The following is a 16,631-nucleotide window of genomic DNA, read 5'->3' on the forward strand; positions in this document are numbered from 1 at the left end:
GGGCACCCTGAGGAGAGGGTGGACGTCCATGGCCGAACTGCACGATCTGACCGCGATCGAACAGGCCGAGGGGATCCGGTCGGGTGAGCTCTCCCCCGTGGAACTCACCGAGCACTACCTGACGCGGATCGAGCGGCTCGACGACTCACTCGGCGCCTTCCTCACCCGTACCCCCGAGATCGCCCGCAAGCAGGCCTCGGACGCCGAGAGCGAGGCCACCGCGGCCCGTCGCGAGGGCCGCGAACTCCCGCCGCTGCACGGGATACCCGTCCCGGTGAAGGACCTCAACCAGGTCGCCGGGGTGCGCTGCACGATGGGTTCGCGGGCACTGGCCGAGCATGTGCCGACCGTCGACGACCATGTCGTCCAGAAGCTGCGGGCGGGCGGCACGATCCTGCTCGGCAAGACCAACACCCCCGAATTCGGGCTGCCCTGCTACACCGAGAACGGCCTCGCCCCGCCCGCCCGCACCCCGTGGGACCTGGAGCGCTCGGCGGGCGGCTCCAGCGGCGGGGCGGCCGCGGCCGTGGCCGGCGGTCTGGCGCCCGTCGCGCACGCCAGCGACGGCGGCGGCTCGATCCGTATCCCGGCGTCCGTCTGCGGGCTGTTCGGCATCAAGCCCAGCCGCGGCCGGGTCAGCGGCGGCCCGCTGCTCCATGACGTCACGGGCCTGGCCACCTCGGGGCCGCTGGCCCGTACGGTCGCCGACGCGGCCACGTTGCTGGACGTCCTGGCCGGCGCGATGCCCGGAGACCCGTACGCGGCGCCGTCGCTGCCGCCCGGCGAGACCTTCGCCGCTCATGCCCGCCGCGACCCCGGACAGCTGCGGATCGCCTGCCTCACCGAGGCCCCCGTCCCCGGTGTCGAGGTCCACCCCGACTGCCGCACCGCCACCACCGACACCGCCACGCTGCTGACCGGGCTCGGCCACCAGGTGGAGGAGCTGTCACTGCCCGCCGACGAGGGCATCCTCCACGCCTTCACCCGCGTCTGGTCGGTGCTGGCCGCGAACCGCCCGCTGCCGCCGGAGGGCGAGGAGCTGCTGATGCCGCTCACCCGCTATCTGCGCGCCCGTGGCGCCGAGGTCTCCGGTACGGACTTCGCGCGCTCCCTGTACGCCTTCCGGATCCTCGCCCAGTCCCTCGCGGACGGCCTGATGCCGCCGGAGACCGGCTACGACGTGATCCTCACGCCGACGGTGGCCGCGCCTCCGGTGCCGGTCGGCGGGCTGCGCAACGACGCCGATCCCCAGGCCGAGTTCTCCGCCATCGGCGCCTTCACGCCGTTCACCGCGCTCTACAACGCCACGGGCCAGCCCGCGGTGAGCGTCCCGCTCCAGTGGAACGCCGAGGGGCTGCCGATCGGGGTGATGCTGGCCGGGCGGTACGGCGACGAGGCCACCTTGATCGCGCTGTCGGCACAGCTGGAGCAGGCCCGCCCGTGGGCGGACCGCACTCCGCCCATGTGGTGACGGATGCCGGAGGACGTGCGCCCGCCCCGCCAGGGGGCGGGCGCACCGGCGCTCACGACTCGTCCGGGCAGCACCCCTGCGCGTCAGGCGCGCCGTGCCGGTCCGCCGTGTGCCGCTGGTCGCCGCCGGCGCGCTCCTGGGCCCCCTCCGGGTCCGTGGCCCTCCGGTCGACCCGCAGCCGCCGCGCACCGGGGCCCTGCTCGCCGAGGTTGTCGTACGGGTTGGACAGCGCGCACTTCTCCAGCGAGAGGCAGCCGCAACCGATGCAGTCGGTCAACCGGTCGCGCAGTTCGACGAGTTGGCTGATCCGCTCGTCCAGCTCGGTGCGCCAGACCTCGGAGAGCCGGGCCCAGTCGGCGCGGTTGGGGGTGCGCTCATCGGGCAGCTCCGCCAGCGCGTCACGGATCACCGCGAGCGGGATCCCGACCCGCTGTGCCGCCCGCACGAACGCGACCCGGCGCAGTGCGTCACGGGTGTAGCGACGCTGGTTGCCCGCCGTCCGGGTGCTGCTGATCAGTCCCTTGGACTCGTAGAAGTGCAGCGCGGAGACCGCGGCACCGCTGCGCGCGGAGAGCTGGCCGACGGTGAGTTCATGAACCTTGTACGGAAGCTGGGGCACGGTTCAACCCTAAGGGCTGTCCCGGCCCCGGCCCCGGGCCATCAGACGGCCCCACCTGCCGTTGCCCAGGCGTTGACAGCGGCTACCCGCACTCAGCATGCTGAGCAAGCGCTTAGTAAGCATCGGCCGGTGCACAGCGGCGGCGGATGGATCCCGAGGAGGCGGACAAGATGGCACAGCCCCGAGTGTTCGGATCGCTCGACGAACTGCGGGACGCAGTCGGTGAGGAGCTGGGCACCAGCGACTGGCTGGAGATCGACCAGAAGCGGATCGACCTGTTCGCGGAGGCCACCGGCGACCACCAGTGGATCCATGTGGACCAGGAGAAGGCCGCGGCCGGCCCCTTCGGCACCACCATTGCGCACGGCTATCTGACGCTGTCGCTGCTGCCCGCCCTCGTACCGCAGCTGATGCGGGTCGACAACGTGAAGATGGGCATCAACTACGGCGCCAACAAGGTGCGCTTCCCCGCCACCGTCCCGGTCGGCTCACGGCTGCGCGCCACGGCCAGGATCGCCGAGGTGACCGAGGTGACCGGCGGCGTCCAGCTCGCCACGGTCGTGACGATCGAGCGCGAGGGCGGCGACAAGCCGGTCTGCGTCGCGGAGACGGTCAGCCGCTTCTACCTTTAGGTCTCTCCCCTAGGGCCTGATCCGAACGACAGGCCCTAGCCGGCCTGGCCCTCGGGAGAACGGGCCCGGTCCGCCGGTGCACCCACCATGCGCAGCACGAGGTCGGCATAGAGGGTGCCGACCTCGTCGGGGGTGCGCGGGCCGTCCGCGGTGAACCAGCGGGCGACGTCCACGCACAGCGACAGCACCGCGAGGGTGGTGCCCGGCACGTCGTCGGCCCGGAACTCCCCGCTGTCCGCGCCGTCCTGGATGATCTGCCGCAGCAAACGGTCGGTCCGGCGGCGCAGACCGGTGATCTCGGTGTAGTGCTCCGGGCCCAGCGCCTGGAGTTCGTACTGGATGACCCGGGCGGTGGTGTGGTGCTCCGCGTGCCAGCGGGCGAAGGTCCGGACGGCGTCGCGGAGGCGCTCGGTGGCGCTGCCCTCGGCCTCGGCCGCGGCACCCATGATGCGCAGCGCCTTTTCGTGGCCGATGCCGCTGATGCGGTAGAGCAGCTCTTCCTTGGTCTTGTAGTGGATGTAGAGGGCGGCCGGGCTCATACCGGCCCGGCCGGCGATGTCACGGGTGGTGGTGGCGTGATAGCCACGCTCCGCGAACGCCTCGACGGCGGCGCTGACCAGACGTCGCGCGGCGTCCGGGGTCACCCCGGCCCATTCCTCGTTCTCCTCTTCGGCCCGCTCCGCCGCCGCACCCATCGCCTACCCCGCTCCTCGATCCGCCAGGGACCCTCCTCTGACGGATCGAACACCATATCGCGCTGCTGAGCAAGCGCTTAGGGGCTGGCGGCGGGCGGCCGGGACATCCGTGGACGGGCCGGTCAGAAGGCGGAGACCCCGGTCAGCGCACGGCCGATGACCAGCTTCTGTATCTGGCTGGTGCCCTCGTACAGCGTCATCACCCGTGCGTCCCGCAGCAGCTTGCCGACCGGGTACTCGTCGATATAGCCGTAGCCGCCGAAGACCTGGAGGGCGTTGTTGGCGGCGCGCACCGCGGCCTCGGAGGCGAAGAGCTTGGCCTTGGACGCGGCGGTGACGAACGGCTCGCCGCGGTCGATCAGATCGGCGACCCGCCAGGTCAGCAGCCGTGCGGCTTCCACGTCCACGGCGATATCACTGATCAGCTCCTGCACCAGCTGGTGCCGGGCGATGGGCTTGCCGAACTGCTCGCGCTCGCCCGCGTAGCCGAGCGCGGCATCCAGGGCGGCCTGGGCGATGCCCACACAGCCGGCCGCGACCGACATCCGGCCCTTGGCCAGCGCGGACATCGCGACCGAGAACCCCTTGCCCTCGGGGCCGAGCATGGCGGTGGCCGGGACCCGTACGCCCTGAAGGACCAGCTCCGCGGTGGCCTGGCCGCGCAGGCCCAGCTTGCCGTGGATCTCACGGCGCTCCAGACCGGGACTGTCGGCCGGCACGAGGAAGGCGCTGATGCCCTGGTGCCCGGGGGCTCCGCCGGTGCGGGCGAAGAGCAGCACGAGATCGGCCCAGGTGCCGTTGGTGATGAACATCTTGGCGCCGTCGATGACGTACTCGTCCCCGTCGCGTACCGCCCGGGTGGCGAGGTTGGCCGCGTCGGATCCGGTACCCGGCTCGGTCAGGCCGAAGCAGCCGACCGCCTCGCCGGAGGTGAGCCGCGGCAGCCACGCCCGCTTCTGGTCCGCGTCGCCCCATGCGGCGAGGGTCTTGGCCACCAGCCCCAGGGAGACCGAGACGATGCCGCGCACCGAGGAGTCGGCGCGGCCCAGTTCCTCGGTGACCAGGACGTAGGAGAAGTGGTCACCCCCGGAGCCGCCGTACTCCTCGGGGACGGTGAGCCCGAGGAAGCCGAGCTCGCCGAGCTTCTTCACAATGCCGCGGTCGACCTGTTCCGCACGGTCCCAGGCGGTGGCGTGCGGAGTGATCTCACGGTCGGCGAAGTCCTTGGCGAGCTGCCGCACCGCGGCCTGCTCCGCGCTGAGCTCCAGGTTCATCTCGGGCCCCTTGTGGACGAGCAGAGTTAATTAGCACTGCTAGTTTTTGGTGGGAAGCCTCTACTATGTGCGTCATGGCCCGACCCCGCAAGCCCCTTCTGAGCCGCGAGCGCATCGTCACCACGGCGCTGGCGCTCATCGACGCCGAAGGGCTGCCGGCGCTCTCCACCCGCCGTCTGGCGGCGGAGCTGGGCGTGAGCGGGCCGTCCCTCTACAACCACTTCACGACCAAGGACGAGATCCTCGACGCGGTGGCCGACACGGTCATCGCGAAGGTCGACGTGTCGGCCTTCGAGGCGGGCGCGGACTGGCGCGCCGGGCTGCTCGACTGGGCCCGCTCCTACCGCGCGGCGCTCGCCGCACATCCGCATATCGTGCCGTTCCTCGCCCAGGGCCCCGGCCGCCGTCCCGCCGGGCTGAAGATGGCCGACGCGGCGTTCGGCGGCATGGTCGAGGCGGGCTGGCCGCCCGCCCAGGCCACCAGGGTCTGCGCCATGGTCCGTTACTTCGTGGCCGGCTCCGCGCTGGGCTCGTTCGCCCGCGGCTTCGTCGACGATCCGAGGGCCTACGACCCCGCCGACTATCCGCACCTGGGCCAGGCCCATCTCCTGGCCGAGCATCAGCGACAGGTGGACGAGGGCGCGTTCGAGACCGGGCTGCGGGCGCTGGTGGACGGCCTGGCACTCCAGCACCCGGAACTCGTACCGCCGCAGGGCGGCTGACCACACGGCGCTCACCGTATGGCGGCCCGTACGGGGACCGGCCGTAAGGCGCCTGAACGGGCGGCGCGGCTCCCCGGTACGCGGATTCCGTGCGCCGGGGAGCCGCCGGCCGTCACCCCTGCGGCCTGGGCGCCGCGTCCGGCTCGGCGGCCGCGGCGGACCGGCGGGTGAGCAGCCAGATGGACACCAGCGCGATGACGGACAGCACCATGATGTATCCGGACACGGCCATCGACGTGCCGCTCGCCTCCAGCAGCAGCACCATCAGGAACGGCGCGAGTCCGCCGCCCAGGATCGCGCTGATCTGATAGCCGAGCGAGGCGCCCGTGTAGCGCATCTCGGCGGTGAACAGCTCGGCGAACAGCGCCGCCTGCGGGCCGTACATGATGCTGAGGAAGCAACTGCCGACGAAGGTGCCGACGCCCAGCCACACCAGCGACGCGGTATCGATGAGCAGGAACATCGGCACCGCCCAGAGCAGCAGCCCGACGGCGCCCGCGGCATAGACCCGCAGCCGGCCGATCCGGTCGGACAGCGCGGCGGCGGCCGGGATCAGGACGAGCTGGGTGAGGCTGACCAGGAGCGAGACGGCCAGCACGGAGGTGCGCCGCATCTCCAGCTCGCGGGTGGCGTAGTCCAGGACGCCGGTGATCAGGATGTAGAAGGTGGCGGTGTTCACCGCGAACGAGCCGCCGGCCAGCAGGACCGTGCCGAGATGGTGCCGCAGGATCGTACGCAGGGGTGAACGGCGCGCCTCGACGGCCTGCTCCGCCGCCGCCAGCTTCTCCTCCGCGGCCCGGAATTCGGGGGTCTCCTCGACATGGGTGTGGATATAGCGGGCGAGCAGCAGCACGAGCACGCCGACGAGGAACGGGAGTCGCCAGCCCCAGGTGCCGAAGGACCGCTCGTCCGTGAGCGCACCCGCCAGGAGGAAGACGGAGTTGGCGGTCATCACGCCGATCGGGACGCCGAGTTGCACCAGCGAGCCGTAGAGCCCGCGCTTGCCCTCGGGGGCGTATTCGGTGGCCATCAGCATCGCGCCGCCCCACTGCGCGCCGACCGCGAGGCCCTGGAGCAGCCGCAGGAGGACCAGCAGGACCGGGGCGGCCAGCCCGATGGTGTCGTAGGAGGGGAGCAGCCCGATGGCGGTGGTGGCCAGCCCCATCACGGTCAGGGCGAGCACCAGCATGGGTTTGCGGCCGCGCCGGTCCCCGAGCTGACCGGCGATCACCCCGCCGACGGGCCGGGCCAGAAAGCCCACCGCGAAGGTCGCGAAGGAAGCGAGCACCCCGGCGGCCTCGCTGCCCGAGGGGAAGAAGGCGGGGCCGAGGACGAGCGCGGCGGCGATGCCGAAGACGAAGTAGTCGTACCACTCGACGGCGGAGGCGAGGGCCGCGGCGGTGGCGACCTTGCGGCGGTTGCGGGAGGAGGGCGGGGTACCGGACTGGTCGTGTGGCGCGGAGGGGGCCGTGTCCATGCGTGCACGCTCCGAGGGGTGCGGGAAGGAAGGGGGGCGGCGCCGTGATGTCGGGTGACCGTACCGACCGGCCGGTACGCCGTCAACGGACCGCGCGGCACGAGTTTTCTGCGACCGGTGCGGGGGGGGGGAGGCCGGGGCGCCCGGGAGCCGGGGCGCCCGGAGCCGGTGCGCCCGGCCGAGCCGCGCAGGGCGTTTGCAGGGCGAGATGACTGCTGCCGGCCGCTGCCGGCCGCGCTGGGGTTGTCCCCACCTCCAAGGGGTGGCCCGTCGGATGGGCAACGGCATCCGCCTGCGGCAATCGTGTCGTATCCGGGTTTTTTGTTCACCTGGCGGCGCCGGCCCGGACACGCATGGCGGAAAGCGACTGCCCGTCAGGCGTTCCGGGAGACCGACGAAGGATCATCGAGGGGGAACAGTGGACCGTCCCATGGAGCGTGCTCTCGCGCGCCGTACGTTACTGGCCGGCACGGCGGCAGCCGGTACGGGAGTGGTGTGGGGTGCGTCGGGGAGGGCCGTCGCCGGCGGGTCGGGACGGCCGGCGGGGCAAGGGCCGGTGGGGCAAGGGGCCGTGGACGCCGAGGTGGCGCGCCTGGAGCAGGGGCTGATCGAGCTGCGGCGGGATCTCCATCGGCACCCCGAGGCGCCTGGGCAGGAACAGCGCACCGCCGGTGTGGTGGCCCGGGAGCTGCGGGCGGCCGGGCTGGCCGTCACCACCGGGGTGGGCGGCCACGGCGTCGTCGGTGTCCTGCGCGGGGCGCGGCCGGGCCGGACCGTCGCGTACCGGGCGGACATGGACGCGGTGCCGCCCGAGGACATCGTCGGCGGCGGCCGGGCGGCGGCCCACCACTGCGGGCACGACGTCCACACCGCCGTGGCGCTCGGCGTGGCGCAGGTCCTGGCGCGGCTGCGGCGGCAACTGGACGGAACGGTGGTGTTCCTCTTCCAGCCTGCCGAGGAGACCCTGTCCGGGGCCCGTGCACTGATCGACACGGGGGTGCTGGAGCGCACCCGCGTGGAGGAGATGCACGCCCTGCACTGCGGGCCGTTCCCCGTGGGCCGGTTCGCCGTGACCCCGGGCTTCGGGATGCCGGGCCAGGACAAGGCGGAGGTGACGGTCTCCGGGCCGGACGCGCCCGCTGCCGCGCGACGGCTGGCCGACGAGATCGGCGCGCTCGCCACGGTGGCACTGCCGCGGACTCCCGCTGACCTTGAGCGCATCATCGCCGACGCCCGGACGCCCAACGGGCCGCTGGCCCGGTTCGTGGCTGTCCGGGCCCGAGCGCAGGAGACCGAGGTGAGCGTGTCCTACCGCTGCTGGCCTCAGGAGCGGTACCTGGACGTACGCACGGACATCCGTCGCCTGGCCGCGTCCTGCGCGGGGGCCGGGGTGCGCTTCCCCGCCGAGCCCTTCCCGGCCATGGTCTGCCCGGAACGCGACGCCCGCGTGCTCGCCCACCACCTGCGGCGCACCCGCGGCCGCGACGCGGTGACCGAGCTCCATGCCGCCTTTCCGCCCTTCAGCGGCGAGGACTTCGCCCTCTACTTGGACCGTGTCCCCGGCACGTTCACCTTCCTCGGCGTCCGTACCCCCGGCGCGCCCGTCACCACCAGCTACCCGCACTACCCCGACTTCGCCCCCGACGAGCGTGCCCTCGGCATCGGCGTACGGGCCATGGCGGGCTGGATCGCGGTGCGGACCCACCGGGCGCAGGGCCTGCCCGGCGGGTCCGGCGGGTCCGGCGGGTCCGGCGGGTCCGGGGGCTAGAAGACGACCAGCGCCCGTCCGCCCTTGCCCGCCAGCATGGCGTCGAAGGCGGCCGGGATGCCGTCGAGGCCGATCCGGTCGGTGACCAGGGTGGAGAGGTCGAGCGCGCCGGAGCGGACATGCCCGGCGATCACGGGGAGGTCGCGGGCGGGGTCGCTGTTGCCGTAGACGCAGCCGGAGAGGGTCCGGCCGAAGTAGAAGAGCTCCAGGGCGGAGAAGGTCACCTGCTGGTCCTGGCCACCGATGCCGACGACCGTCGTGCGGCCGCCGCGCCGGGTCGCCGACCAGGCCGTACGGATGGTGTCGGCGCGGCCCACGCACTCCACGGCGACATCGGCACCCACGCCCCCGGTGAGCTTGCGGATCCGCTTGGCGGTGTCGTCACCCGCCACCACGAACTCGGTGGCGCCGGCCGCGCGGGCCAGCTCTTCCTTCTCCGGGGAGACATCCACGGCCACGATCGGACCGGCGCCCGCGATCCGCGCCGCCTGCAGCGTGGCCAGGCCCACCCCGCCGACGCCGAAGACCACGACCGACTCCCCCGCACGGACCTTCGCACTGTGGTGCACGGCGCCCCAGCCGGTGAGCACCGCGCAGCCGAGCAGCGCCGCATCGGTGAGCGGCACCCCGTCCGGCAGCGGCAGCGCGGCCCGCGCGGGCACCACGGTCTCCTCGGCGAACGCGGCGGTGCCCAGGCCGGGGTAGAGCTCAGTGGCGTCGTCGGCCCGCTTCGCGTACGGGTCGTTCGCGGCGAGGCCGGAACGGGCGCACAGCCACGGCTCGGCCAGCCCGCAGAAGTGGCAGTCGCCGCAGGACGGCGCCCAGTTGAGGACGACCTGGTCACCGGGGGCCACCGTGGTCACGTCGGGGCCGACCGCGGTGACGGTGCCCGCGCCCTCGTGCCCGAGGACGGCCGGAGCGGGCTGGCGCAGGGTGCCGTTGGACAGCGACAGGTCGGAGTGGCAGACACCGGCGGCGGCGAGCCGGATACGGACCTGGCCGGGGCCGGGCTCGGGCAGGTCGATCTCGGTGACCTGCAACGGGGCGTTGACGGCGGGCAGTACTGCGGCGCGAACCACAAGATCTCCTCGGTGCGGAGGACAGGGGGCTGAGGGGACTGGGGACTGAGGGACTGAGGGAGCTCGGGGCTGAGGATGCTCGGGGACTGAGGGGGCTCAGGTGACTGAGGAGCTCAGGTGACCGGACGGCGGCGTTGCGGCGGGGGCGGCACCGGCCGGTCCCGCCGCCCGGCCGGGTCAGAACTGGAGGGACTTGGTCTGGAGATATTCGGTCAGACCGTGCGGGCCCAGCTCGCGGCCGACGCCGGACTGCTTGTAACCGCCGAACGGGGCAAGGGGGTTGAAGCGGCCGCCGTTGATGTCGACCTGCCCGGTGTGCAGGCGGCGGGCGAAGGCGACCGCCTCGGCCTCGTCGCCCGCCCAGACCGCGCCGGCCAGGCCGTAGACGGTGTCGTTGGCGATCCGGGCGGCATCGTCCTCGTCCTCGTACTTCAGGATCGACAGGACCGGGCCGAAGATCTCCTCCTGGGCGATGGTCATCTCGGGTGTGACGTCCGCGAAGACCGTCGGTGTGACGTAGTAGCCCGTCCCCGCGGGCGCCTCCGGGCCGCCCGCCACGACCTTCGCGCCCTCGGCGATGCCCTGCTCGATGTAGCCGCGCACCCGGTCCCGCTGCCCGGCGTTGACCAGCGGGCCGACCTTCTCGCCGGGTACGTACTTCGCGGCCGCCGCCGTCGCCAGCTCGACGGCCTCGGCGTAGTGGTCCTTGTGGACCAGCATCCGGGTCCAGGCGCTGCACGTCTGACCGGAGTTGGCCATCACGTTGGCGACTCCGACCGCGACGGCCTTGGGCAGATCGGCGCCCGGCAGGATGACATTGGCGGACTTGCCGCCCAGCTCCAGCGCCACCCGCTTGACCGCGGCGCCCGCGAGGGCACCGATCCGCTTGCCGACGGCCGTCGAGCCGGTGAAGGAGACCAGGTCGATCCCCTCGTGCTCGGCGAGCGCCTGCCCGGCGACCGGGCCGAGTCCGGTGACGAGGTTGAAGACACCGGCGGGTATGCCGGCCGCGTCGGCGCACTCGGCGAACAGCTGGGCGACCAGCGGGGTGTCCTCGGCGGGTTTGAGCACCACCGTGCAGCCGGCCGCGAGCGCCGGGGCGACCTTGGCGACGACCTGGTGCAGGGGGTAGTTCCAGGGCGTGATCGCGCCGACCACGCCGACCGGTTCGTGCAGCACGGTGGAGTTGCCGATCTTCTCCTCGAAGGAGTACGTGCCGGCCAGTTCGGCGTACGAGCCGCAGACCGCGACCGGCACCCCGGCGTGCACCATCTTGCTGAACGCGAGCGGCGAGCCGAGCTCGGCGGTGACGGTCTCGGCGATCTCCTCGCCGCGCGCGACGAGTTGGTCGCGCAGCGCGGTCAGCCGGGCGGCGCGCTCCTGGGGCGGGGTGGCGGCCCAGCCCGGGAGCGCCGCGCGGGCGGCGCGGACCGCGGCGTCCACGTCCTGCGCCGAGCCGGCCGGGACGGTGGCGAAGACCTGCCCGTCGGCCGGGTTGACGACCTCGATCGTGCCGCTGCCCTCGGCGGGCCGCCAGCTTCCGTCGATGTACATCGCGTCGTGCTGCTTCACGTCGTGGTCCTCCCGGGCCGGCTGCTGGTCATCTCTCTAAACTAGCGCCGGTAGTTTTGCGCCGCCAGGGATCCCGCCACACGCCGGGGTGACGGTCGCCACGAGCCTAGGGCCTGTCGTCACAGGCCCGCCTTGGCGGACGGCATGCACTTTTCGTCGCTCACGCTGAGGTATCCCGCCTTGCCAAGGACCGCGACGACCGTCCGCTCCGCGTGCCCCGTGCCGGCACATCCGGGCCGCCCCTCGCCTGCCCCGTACGGGCCGCCATCGCGCCCGAGGCCAGCAGCAGCACGCCGAGCAGGGCGAAGGGCGCGGCGGTGCCCGCGACGCCGGCCAGCAGTCCGGCGCCGGCGGGGGCGGCGACCTGGCCGAGCCGGTTGCCGGTGAGGCGGAGCGCCAGTGCCGTGCTGCCGGCCCGGTCGGGGGCGGCCTGGACGACCGTCGTCATCGACAGCGGCTGGCCGACACCGAGGCAGAAGCCCAGGGCGAGCAGCATCGCGGCCAGCGCCCACACCGGCACCGGCAGCACCAGGCCGCCGCACAGCACCCCGGCCGGCGCGCAGCTGCCGGCCATCAGCGCGGTGCGTCCCAGACACCGGATCATCGGCGTCATCACCAGCCGGCAGGCGATGGTGGCCGCGGCCCGCAGGCTGAGCAGCAGGCCGATGGTGGTGGGGGCGATGGCGCGGTCCTCGCCGATGACGGGGAGGTAGGCGGTGAGGACGTCGGTCGCGGAGAGCACGGCCAGGCTCATGAAGATGCCGGCCGGGACGCCGCGGGTACGCAGGATGGCGCGTACCGGGACCGGTGGCCCGGCCGTACGGTCCGCGGCGTCCGGCGGCACGGCGCGGGTGCGCTGTTCGAGGCGCCAGAGCGAGGCGTAGGAGACGGCGGCCACGGCGCCGGAGACGAGCAGGGCGGTGGCGCTCGTCGGGGCCATCCGGCCGTCGTGTGCGGAGATGACGAGCCCGGCGGCGACCGGGCCGATCAGCTGGCCCAGGGAGGCGCCGATGGTGAAGTGGCCGAAGTTGCGGTCGCGGTCCTCGGGGGCGCTGCGGCGGGCGACGATCGACTGGGCACCGATGACGAAGCACAGGTGCCCCAGTCCCATCACCCCGCTCCAGGCGGCCATCACGGGCAGCGACGCGGCCAGCCCGCTGAGCGCACAGCCGCCGCTGATCAGCGCCACCCCGACGACCAGCAGCGGCGCGCAGCGGCCGTGGTCGGTACGGCGGCCGAGCGGGACGGCCACGAGCAGCGGCAGCAGGGCGTAGACGGCGGTGATCACGCCGATGGCGCGTTCGTCGGCGCCGAGGGCGAGGGCCCGGTAGGAGACGGCCGGCCTGGCCATGCTCACCGCTCCTTGGGCGAAGGAGAAGGTGAGGACCAGGCGCAGCAGCCAACTCCTGCCGGGCCCTTCGGGGCGGGTGGCGGTCATCTAGATGATGCCGAAGAGCAGTCCCGCGCAGAGGACCACCAGGGAGGTCAGAGCGGCCCACTTGACGGTGAATTTGGTGTGGTCGCCGAACTCGACCTTGGCCATGCCGACGAGGACGTAGACGGCGGGGACCAGCGGGCTGGACATGTGCAGGGCCTGGCCGACGAGGGAGGCACGGGCGATCTCGATGGGGGCCACGCCGTGGGCGGCGCCGGCCTCGGCGAGGATGGGCACGATGCCGAAGTAGAAGCCGTCGTTGGACATGAAGTAGGTCAGCGGGACGCTGAGGACGCCGGTGACGATGCCCATGTGCGGGCCGAGCGCGTCGGGGATGCCGCTGACCAGCCAGCGCGCCATGTGCTCGACCATGCCGGTGCCGGTGAGCACGCCGGTGAAGACGGCGGCGGCGAAGACCATCCCGGAGACGTTGAGCACGTTCTCGGCATGCGCGGCGACGCGGGCCTTCTGGTCCTTCATCTGCGGGAAGTTGACGGTGAGGGCGAGGGCCGCGCCGATGAGGAAGAGGACCGGGATCGGCATGACCTGAAGGATCAGCAGGGTGAGCAGCGCGAGGGTGAGCGCGGCGTTGAACCAGTAGAGCTTGGGGCGCAGGGTGGCGCGCTGCGGGTCCAGGGTCTGGAGGCCGTCGTCGGCGTGGTCGCCGGAGTCGGCGGCCGCGTCGGGGTCCGGGGCCGCCTCGGGGTCCGTGTCGGAGCCGGTGCCCGCGCCGCCGGTGCCGCGCTGCGTACCGGCCGGGGCGCCCCCCTTGCCGCCGGCGCCCGCGCCGACCAGGACCAGCTCGGTCTCCTCCTCGTCCGCGGCCTCCGTGACCACCCGGGCGTCGCCGAGGGTCAGCACGCCGAGCCGCTTGCGCTCCCGCCGGCCGAGGACGTACGCGAGGGCGAAGACCGCGACCAGGCCGACGGCGAGGGCGGGGATCATCGGGACGAAGATGTCGCCGGCGTCGAGCTTGAGCGCGGTGGCGGCGCGGGCGGTCGGGCCGCCCCAGGGGAGGGTGTTCATCACGCCGTTGGCGGTGGCGGCGACACCGGTCATGACCACGAGGCTCATCTTCAGCCGCTTGTAGAGCGGGTAGAGCGCCGAGACGGTGATCATGAAGGTGGTGGAGCCGTCGCCGTCGAGCGAGACGATCGCGGCGAGCAGTGCCGTGCCGACCACCACCCGCACGGGGTCGGCCTTGCAGAACCTCAGGATGCCGCGGACGATCGGGTCGAAGAGCCCGACGTCGATCATCACCCCGAAGTAGATGATGGCGAACATCAGCATCGCGGCCGTGGGAGCCAGGTCGCCGATGCCCTTGAGGACGTAGTCGCCCAGGTGCGCGCCCTGTCCGACCAGGATGCAGAACAGCGCGGGGATGAGCACCAGCGCGGCCATCGGTGACATCTTCTTCATCATGATCAGCACCAGGAAGGTGGCGATCATGACAAATCCGAGGATTGTCAGCATTAGGGGTACCTCACGTTCGCCCTTGAACATCTGCCGGGGGGTGGCAGTTCAGGTGACGTTAGGTCCCGCAAACTTTTGTTAACAAGACCTTGACGCGCGAGCAATACGAGCAAAACCCCAGGTCAATACGGATCTCACCGGACGGGCGTGAGCACAACCGGCAGTCCGTTGAGCACCGCGGTGCCCGAGAGCGGGTCCAGCAGCCGCCCGGCGTTGAGCTGGTTGACGTTGACGCCGGGGTCGGCGGCGGCGACCCTCAGCCGGGTCCCGGGCCGGTTGTGGCCCCAGCCGTGCGGCAGGCTCACCACACCGGGGCGCACGGCCTCGGTGATCTCCACCGGCACCTCCAGCTCGCCGCCGTCCCCCTTCAGCCGCGCCGTCCCGCCGTCGGTGAGCTCCAGCCGCGCCGCGTCGTCGGGGTGCACCTGGACCGTGCAGCGGTTGCTGCCGCCCGTCAGGGCCGGGACGTTGTGCAGCCAGCTGTTGTTGGACCGCAGATGGCGGCGGCCGACGAGCAGCACGCCGTCGGGGAGCCGGCCGAGCCGGCCGCGCAGCCGGGCCGCCTCCGCGGCGATCGGCCCGGGGCACAGTTCCACGGCGCCGCTGCGGGTCCTGAGGACTCCGGGCACCCGCGGCGCGAGCGGGCCGAGGTCGATGCCGTGCGGGTGCGCCAGCAGCCGGCCGAGGGCCAGCCCCTCGGGGTCGGCGCCGAAGCCCTCGCCGTACGGGCCGAGCCGCAGCATCATGTCCAGCCGGCGTTCGGCTCCGGTCAGTCCGGTCAACTCCTTTGCGAGCGCGTCCACTTGGCGTCCGTACACAGGAGAGTGCGGATCCCCGGCCGCCTTGCCGAGCGCCGTGTCGATCACCATGGCGTCCACCAGGCCGGGGTCCGCGCCGTCCTGGCCACCCAGGCAGAGGATCAGCCGCGCATGGATCTCGCACTCGTCGGGCTGCCCGTCGGCGAGCGGGAGCACCGCCCGGGTGTAGCGGGCCTGGTTGCGCACGGCCAGGGCGTTGAAGGCGTAGTCGAAGTGCGGGCTGCGGGACGGCGGGGGTGGCGGCAGCACGACATCGGCGTGCCGCGAGGTCTCGTTGAGGTACGGGTCGACGCTCACCATGAAGTCCAGCGAGGCGAGCGCGGCGTCGAGGCGGTCGCCGTCCGGGACCGAGAGGACCGGGTTGGCGGCGATCACCACGGCGGCCCGGACACGGCCCGCACCAGGGGTGTCGATCTCCTCGGCCAGCGCGACGATGGGCAGCTCGGACTTGGCCTCGGGGTGGCCGGAGACCCGGCTGTGCCAGCGGCCCAGGGCGAAGCCGCGGCCGGGCCCGGCCGGGCGGGGTGCGGCGCCGGTCGCCGAGAGCGGGAACATGATGCCGCCGGGCCGGTCGAAGTTCCCGGTGAGAATGGCGAGTACATCGACGAGCCAGCTGGTGAGGGTGCCGAACTCGACGGTGGTGGAGCCGATCCGGCCGTACACCGCGGCCGTTTCGGCGGCGGCCAGTTCACGGGCCAGCCGCCGGATCTGCTCGGCGGGCACCTCGCACAGCGGCGCCACCGCCTCGGGCGTGAAGTCCGCCGCCAGCCGCTCGACCTCGTCGATGCCGGCAAGGTGCCCGGCCCGCTCCCCCACGTCGACGAGGCCCTCCTCGAAGAGCACCCGCACCATCGCGAAGAGCAGCAGGGCGTCGGTGCCGGGCCGGACCGCGAGATGCTCGTCGGCCAGCTTCGCGGTACGGGTGCGCCGGGGGTCGATGACGGTGAGCCGCCCGCCGCGGCGGCGCAGCGCCCTGATCCGGCCCGGGAAGTCGGGTGCGGTGCACAGGCTCCCGTTGGAGTCCAGTGGGTTGGCGCCGATGACCAGGAGGTGGTCGGTGCGGTCCAGGTCCGGTACGGGGATGGCCAGCGCATCGCCGTAGAGCAGCCCGCTGGAGACATGCTTGGGCATCTGGTCGACGGTGGAGGCGGTGAAGACGCTGCGGGAGCCGAGGGCGGCGAGCAGGACGGGCGGGTAGAGGGCGCCGGCGACGGTGTGCACATTGGGGTTGCCGAGCACCACGGCGACGGGGGGACCGGCCGCTTCGCGCGCACCCGGGAGCTCGGGGGAGTTGCCGTGCGCCTCGATCAGCGGGCGCAGCCCGGCCTGGACGGCGGCGAACGCCTCGTCCCAGGTGGCCTCCGTCAGCGCTCCGTTGCGGCGCACCAGGGGGCGGGTGAGCCGGTCGGGGTCGGCGTCCAGCTCACCGAAGGACGCGCCTTTGGGGCAGATGAAGCCCTTGCTGAAGATGTCGTCCCGGTCGCCGCGGACCGCGGTCACCCGGTCACCGTCCACGGTGACGCTGAGCCCGCAAGTGGCCTCACAGAGCGGGCAGATGCGCAGGGCGGTACGGGTCATCGGTCCCTCCCGGGGACG

13 protein-coding genes are annotated in these 16,631 nt (G+C 72.9%); 4 read left to right on the top strand and 9 right to left on the bottom strand.

The window, feature by feature from the left end; translation table 11 throughout:
* Window positions 1–28 precede the first annotated feature (28 nt).
* A complete protein-coding gene (locus tag K7C20_RS07465; RefSeq protein WP_053208351.1) occupies window positions 29–1,471 on the top strand; it encodes an amidase in 1,443 nt (480 codons plus the stop codon).
* 52 nt (window positions 1,472–1,523) lie between these two features.
* Here K7C20_RS07465 and soxR read toward each other — a convergent pair whose 3' ends face one another.
* Entirely contained in the window at window positions 1,524–2,090 is a 567-nt protein-coding gene (gene soxR / locus K7C20_RS07470; RefSeq protein ID WP_078952767.1) for a redox-sensitive transcriptional activator SoxR, read from the bottom strand.
* 170 nt (window positions 2,091–2,260) lie between these two features.
* On the opposite strand from soxR, the gene K7C20_RS07475 reads away from it, so the two are divergent.
* Window positions 2,261–2,722, top strand: a complete 462-nt coding sequence (locus K7C20_RS07475) for a MaoC family dehydratase (RefSeq protein WP_030086844.1) — start codon at window positions 2,261–2,263, stop codon at window positions 2,720–2,722.
* A gap of 35 nt (window positions 2,723–2,757) precedes the next feature.
* Here K7C20_RS07475 and K7C20_RS07480 read toward each other — a convergent pair whose 3' ends face one another.
* Window positions 2,758–3,417: a TetR/AcrR family transcriptional regulator gene (locus tag K7C20_RS07480; protein WP_030086845.1), complete on the bottom strand. Its 660-nt coding sequence runs from the start codon at window positions 3,415–3,417 to the stop codon at window positions 2,758–2,760.
* A 122-nt stretch (window positions 3,418–3,539) separates the two neighbouring features.
* Complete coding sequence (locus K7C20_RS07485; protein ID WP_053208352.1) at window positions 3,540–4,691, bottom strand: acyl-CoA dehydrogenase family protein; 1,152 nt, start codon at window positions 4,689–4,691, stop codon at window positions 3,540–3,542.
* Window positions 4,692–4,765: 74 nt separating this feature from the next.
* Here K7C20_RS07485 and K7C20_RS07490 point away from each other — a divergent pair, with 74 nt between their 5' ends.
* The gene (locus tag K7C20_RS07490; protein ID WP_030086851.1) at window positions 4,766–5,413 is read left to right on the top strand and encodes a TetR/AcrR family transcriptional regulator; all 648 of its coding nucleotides are present in this window, start codon (window positions 4,766–4,768) and stop codon (window positions 5,411–5,413) included.
* Window positions 5,414–5,525: 112 nt separating this feature from the next.
* Here the strand turns inward: K7C20_RS07490 and K7C20_RS07495 are convergent, their stop codons facing one another.
* The gene (locus tag K7C20_RS07495; RefSeq protein ID WP_030086853.1) at window positions 5,526–6,890 is read right to left on the bottom strand and encodes an MFS transporter; all 1,365 of its coding nucleotides are present in this window, start codon (window positions 6,888–6,890) and stop codon (window positions 5,526–5,528) included.
* Between the two features lie 430 nt (window positions 6,891–7,320).
* On the opposite strand from K7C20_RS07495, the gene K7C20_RS07500 reads away from it, so the two are divergent.
* The gene (locus tag K7C20_RS07500; protein ID WP_053208353.1) at window positions 7,321–8,658 is read left to right on the top strand and encodes a M20 metallopeptidase family protein; all 1,338 of its coding nucleotides are present in this window, start codon (window positions 7,321–7,323) and stop codon (window positions 8,656–8,658) included.
* Here K7C20_RS07500 and K7C20_RS07505 read toward each other — a convergent pair.
* The 5 genes from K7C20_RS07505 to K7C20_RS07525 all read right to left on the bottom strand — a co-directional run bounded on the left by K7C20_RS07505 (window position 8,655) and on the right by K7C20_RS07525 (window position 16,613).
* On the bottom strand, window positions 8,655–9,737 hold the full coding sequence (locus tag K7C20_RS07505; protein ID WP_030086857.1) for a Zn-dependent alcohol dehydrogenase: 1,083 nt from the start codon (window positions 9,735–9,737) through the stop codon (window positions 8,655–8,657). The two genes, K7C20_RS07500 and K7C20_RS07505, sit on opposite strands and share 4 nt — an antisense overlap.
* A gap of 177 nt (window positions 9,738–9,914) precedes the next feature.
* Complete coding sequence (locus K7C20_RS07510; RefSeq protein WP_030086863.1) at window positions 9,915–11,309, bottom strand: aldehyde dehydrogenase family protein; 1,395 nt, start codon at window positions 11,307–11,309, stop codon at window positions 9,915–9,917.
* A 160-nt stretch (window positions 11,310–11,469) separates the two neighbouring features.
* Window positions 11,470–12,747 carry an MFS transporter gene (locus tag K7C20_RS07515; protein ID WP_078952768.1) on the bottom strand — a complete coding sequence of 426 codons (1,278 nt, stop codon included), beginning with the start codon at window positions 12,745–12,747 and terminating at the stop codon, window positions 11,470–11,472.
* Complete coding sequence (locus K7C20_RS07520; RefSeq protein ID WP_030086867.1) at window positions 12,748–14,217, bottom strand: CitMHS family transporter; 1,470 nt, start codon at window positions 14,215–14,217, stop codon at window positions 12,748–12,750.
* A 134-nt stretch (window positions 14,218–14,351) separates the two neighbouring features.
* Window positions 14,352–16,613, bottom strand: coding sequence for a molybdopterin-dependent oxidoreductase (locus K7C20_RS07525; RefSeq protein ID WP_053208354.1), 2,262 nt, complete (start codon window positions 16,611–16,613; stop codon window positions 14,352–14,354).
* Window positions 16,614–16,631: the final 18 nt, after the last annotated feature.

The organism is Streptomyces decoyicus (genome assembly GCF_019880305.1).
In the GTDB taxonomy this organism is placed as follows: Bacteria; Actinomycetota; Actinomycetes; order Streptomycetales; family Streptomycetaceae; genus Streptomyces; species Streptomyces decoyicus.

Coding starts and splice junctions, on each gene's coding strand:
- K7C20_RS07475 (WP_030086844.1), top strand. CDS start 2,261: ATGGCACAGCCCCGAGTGTTCGGATCGCTCGACGAACTGCGGGACGCA.
- K7C20_RS07500 (WP_053208353.1), top strand. CDS start 7,321: ATGGAGCGTGCTCTCGCGCGCCGTACGTTACTGGCCGGCACGGCGGCA.
- K7C20_RS07490 (WP_030086851.1), top strand. CDS start 4,766: ATGGCCCGACCCCGCAAGCCCCTTCTGAGCCGCGAGCGCATCGTCACC.
- K7C20_RS07525 (WP_053208354.1), bottom strand. CDS start 16,613: ATGACCCGTACCGCCCTGCGCATCTGCCCGCTCTGTGAGGCCACTTGC.
- K7C20_RS07495 (WP_030086853.1), bottom strand. CDS start 6,890: ATGGACACGGCCCCCTCCGCGCCACACGACCAGTCCGGTACCCCGCCC.
- K7C20_RS07465 (WP_053208351.1), top strand. CDS start 29: ATGGCCGAACTGCACGATCTGACCGCGATCGAACAGGCCGAGGGGATC.
- K7C20_RS07480 (WP_030086845.1), bottom strand. CDS start 3,417: ATGGGTGCGGCGGCGGAGCGGGCCGAAGAGGAGAACGAGGAATGGGCC.
- K7C20_RS07515 (WP_078952768.1), bottom strand. CDS start 12,747: ATGACCGCCACCCGCCCCGAAGGGCCCGGCAGGAGTTGGCTGCTGCGC.
- K7C20_RS07485 (WP_053208352.1), bottom strand. CDS start 4,691: ATGAACCTGGAGCTCAGCGCGGAGCAGGCCGCGGTGCGGCAGCTCGCC.
- K7C20_RS07520 (WP_030086867.1), bottom strand. CDS start 14,217: ATGCTGACAATCCTCGGATTTGTCATGATCGCCACCTTCCTGGTGCTG.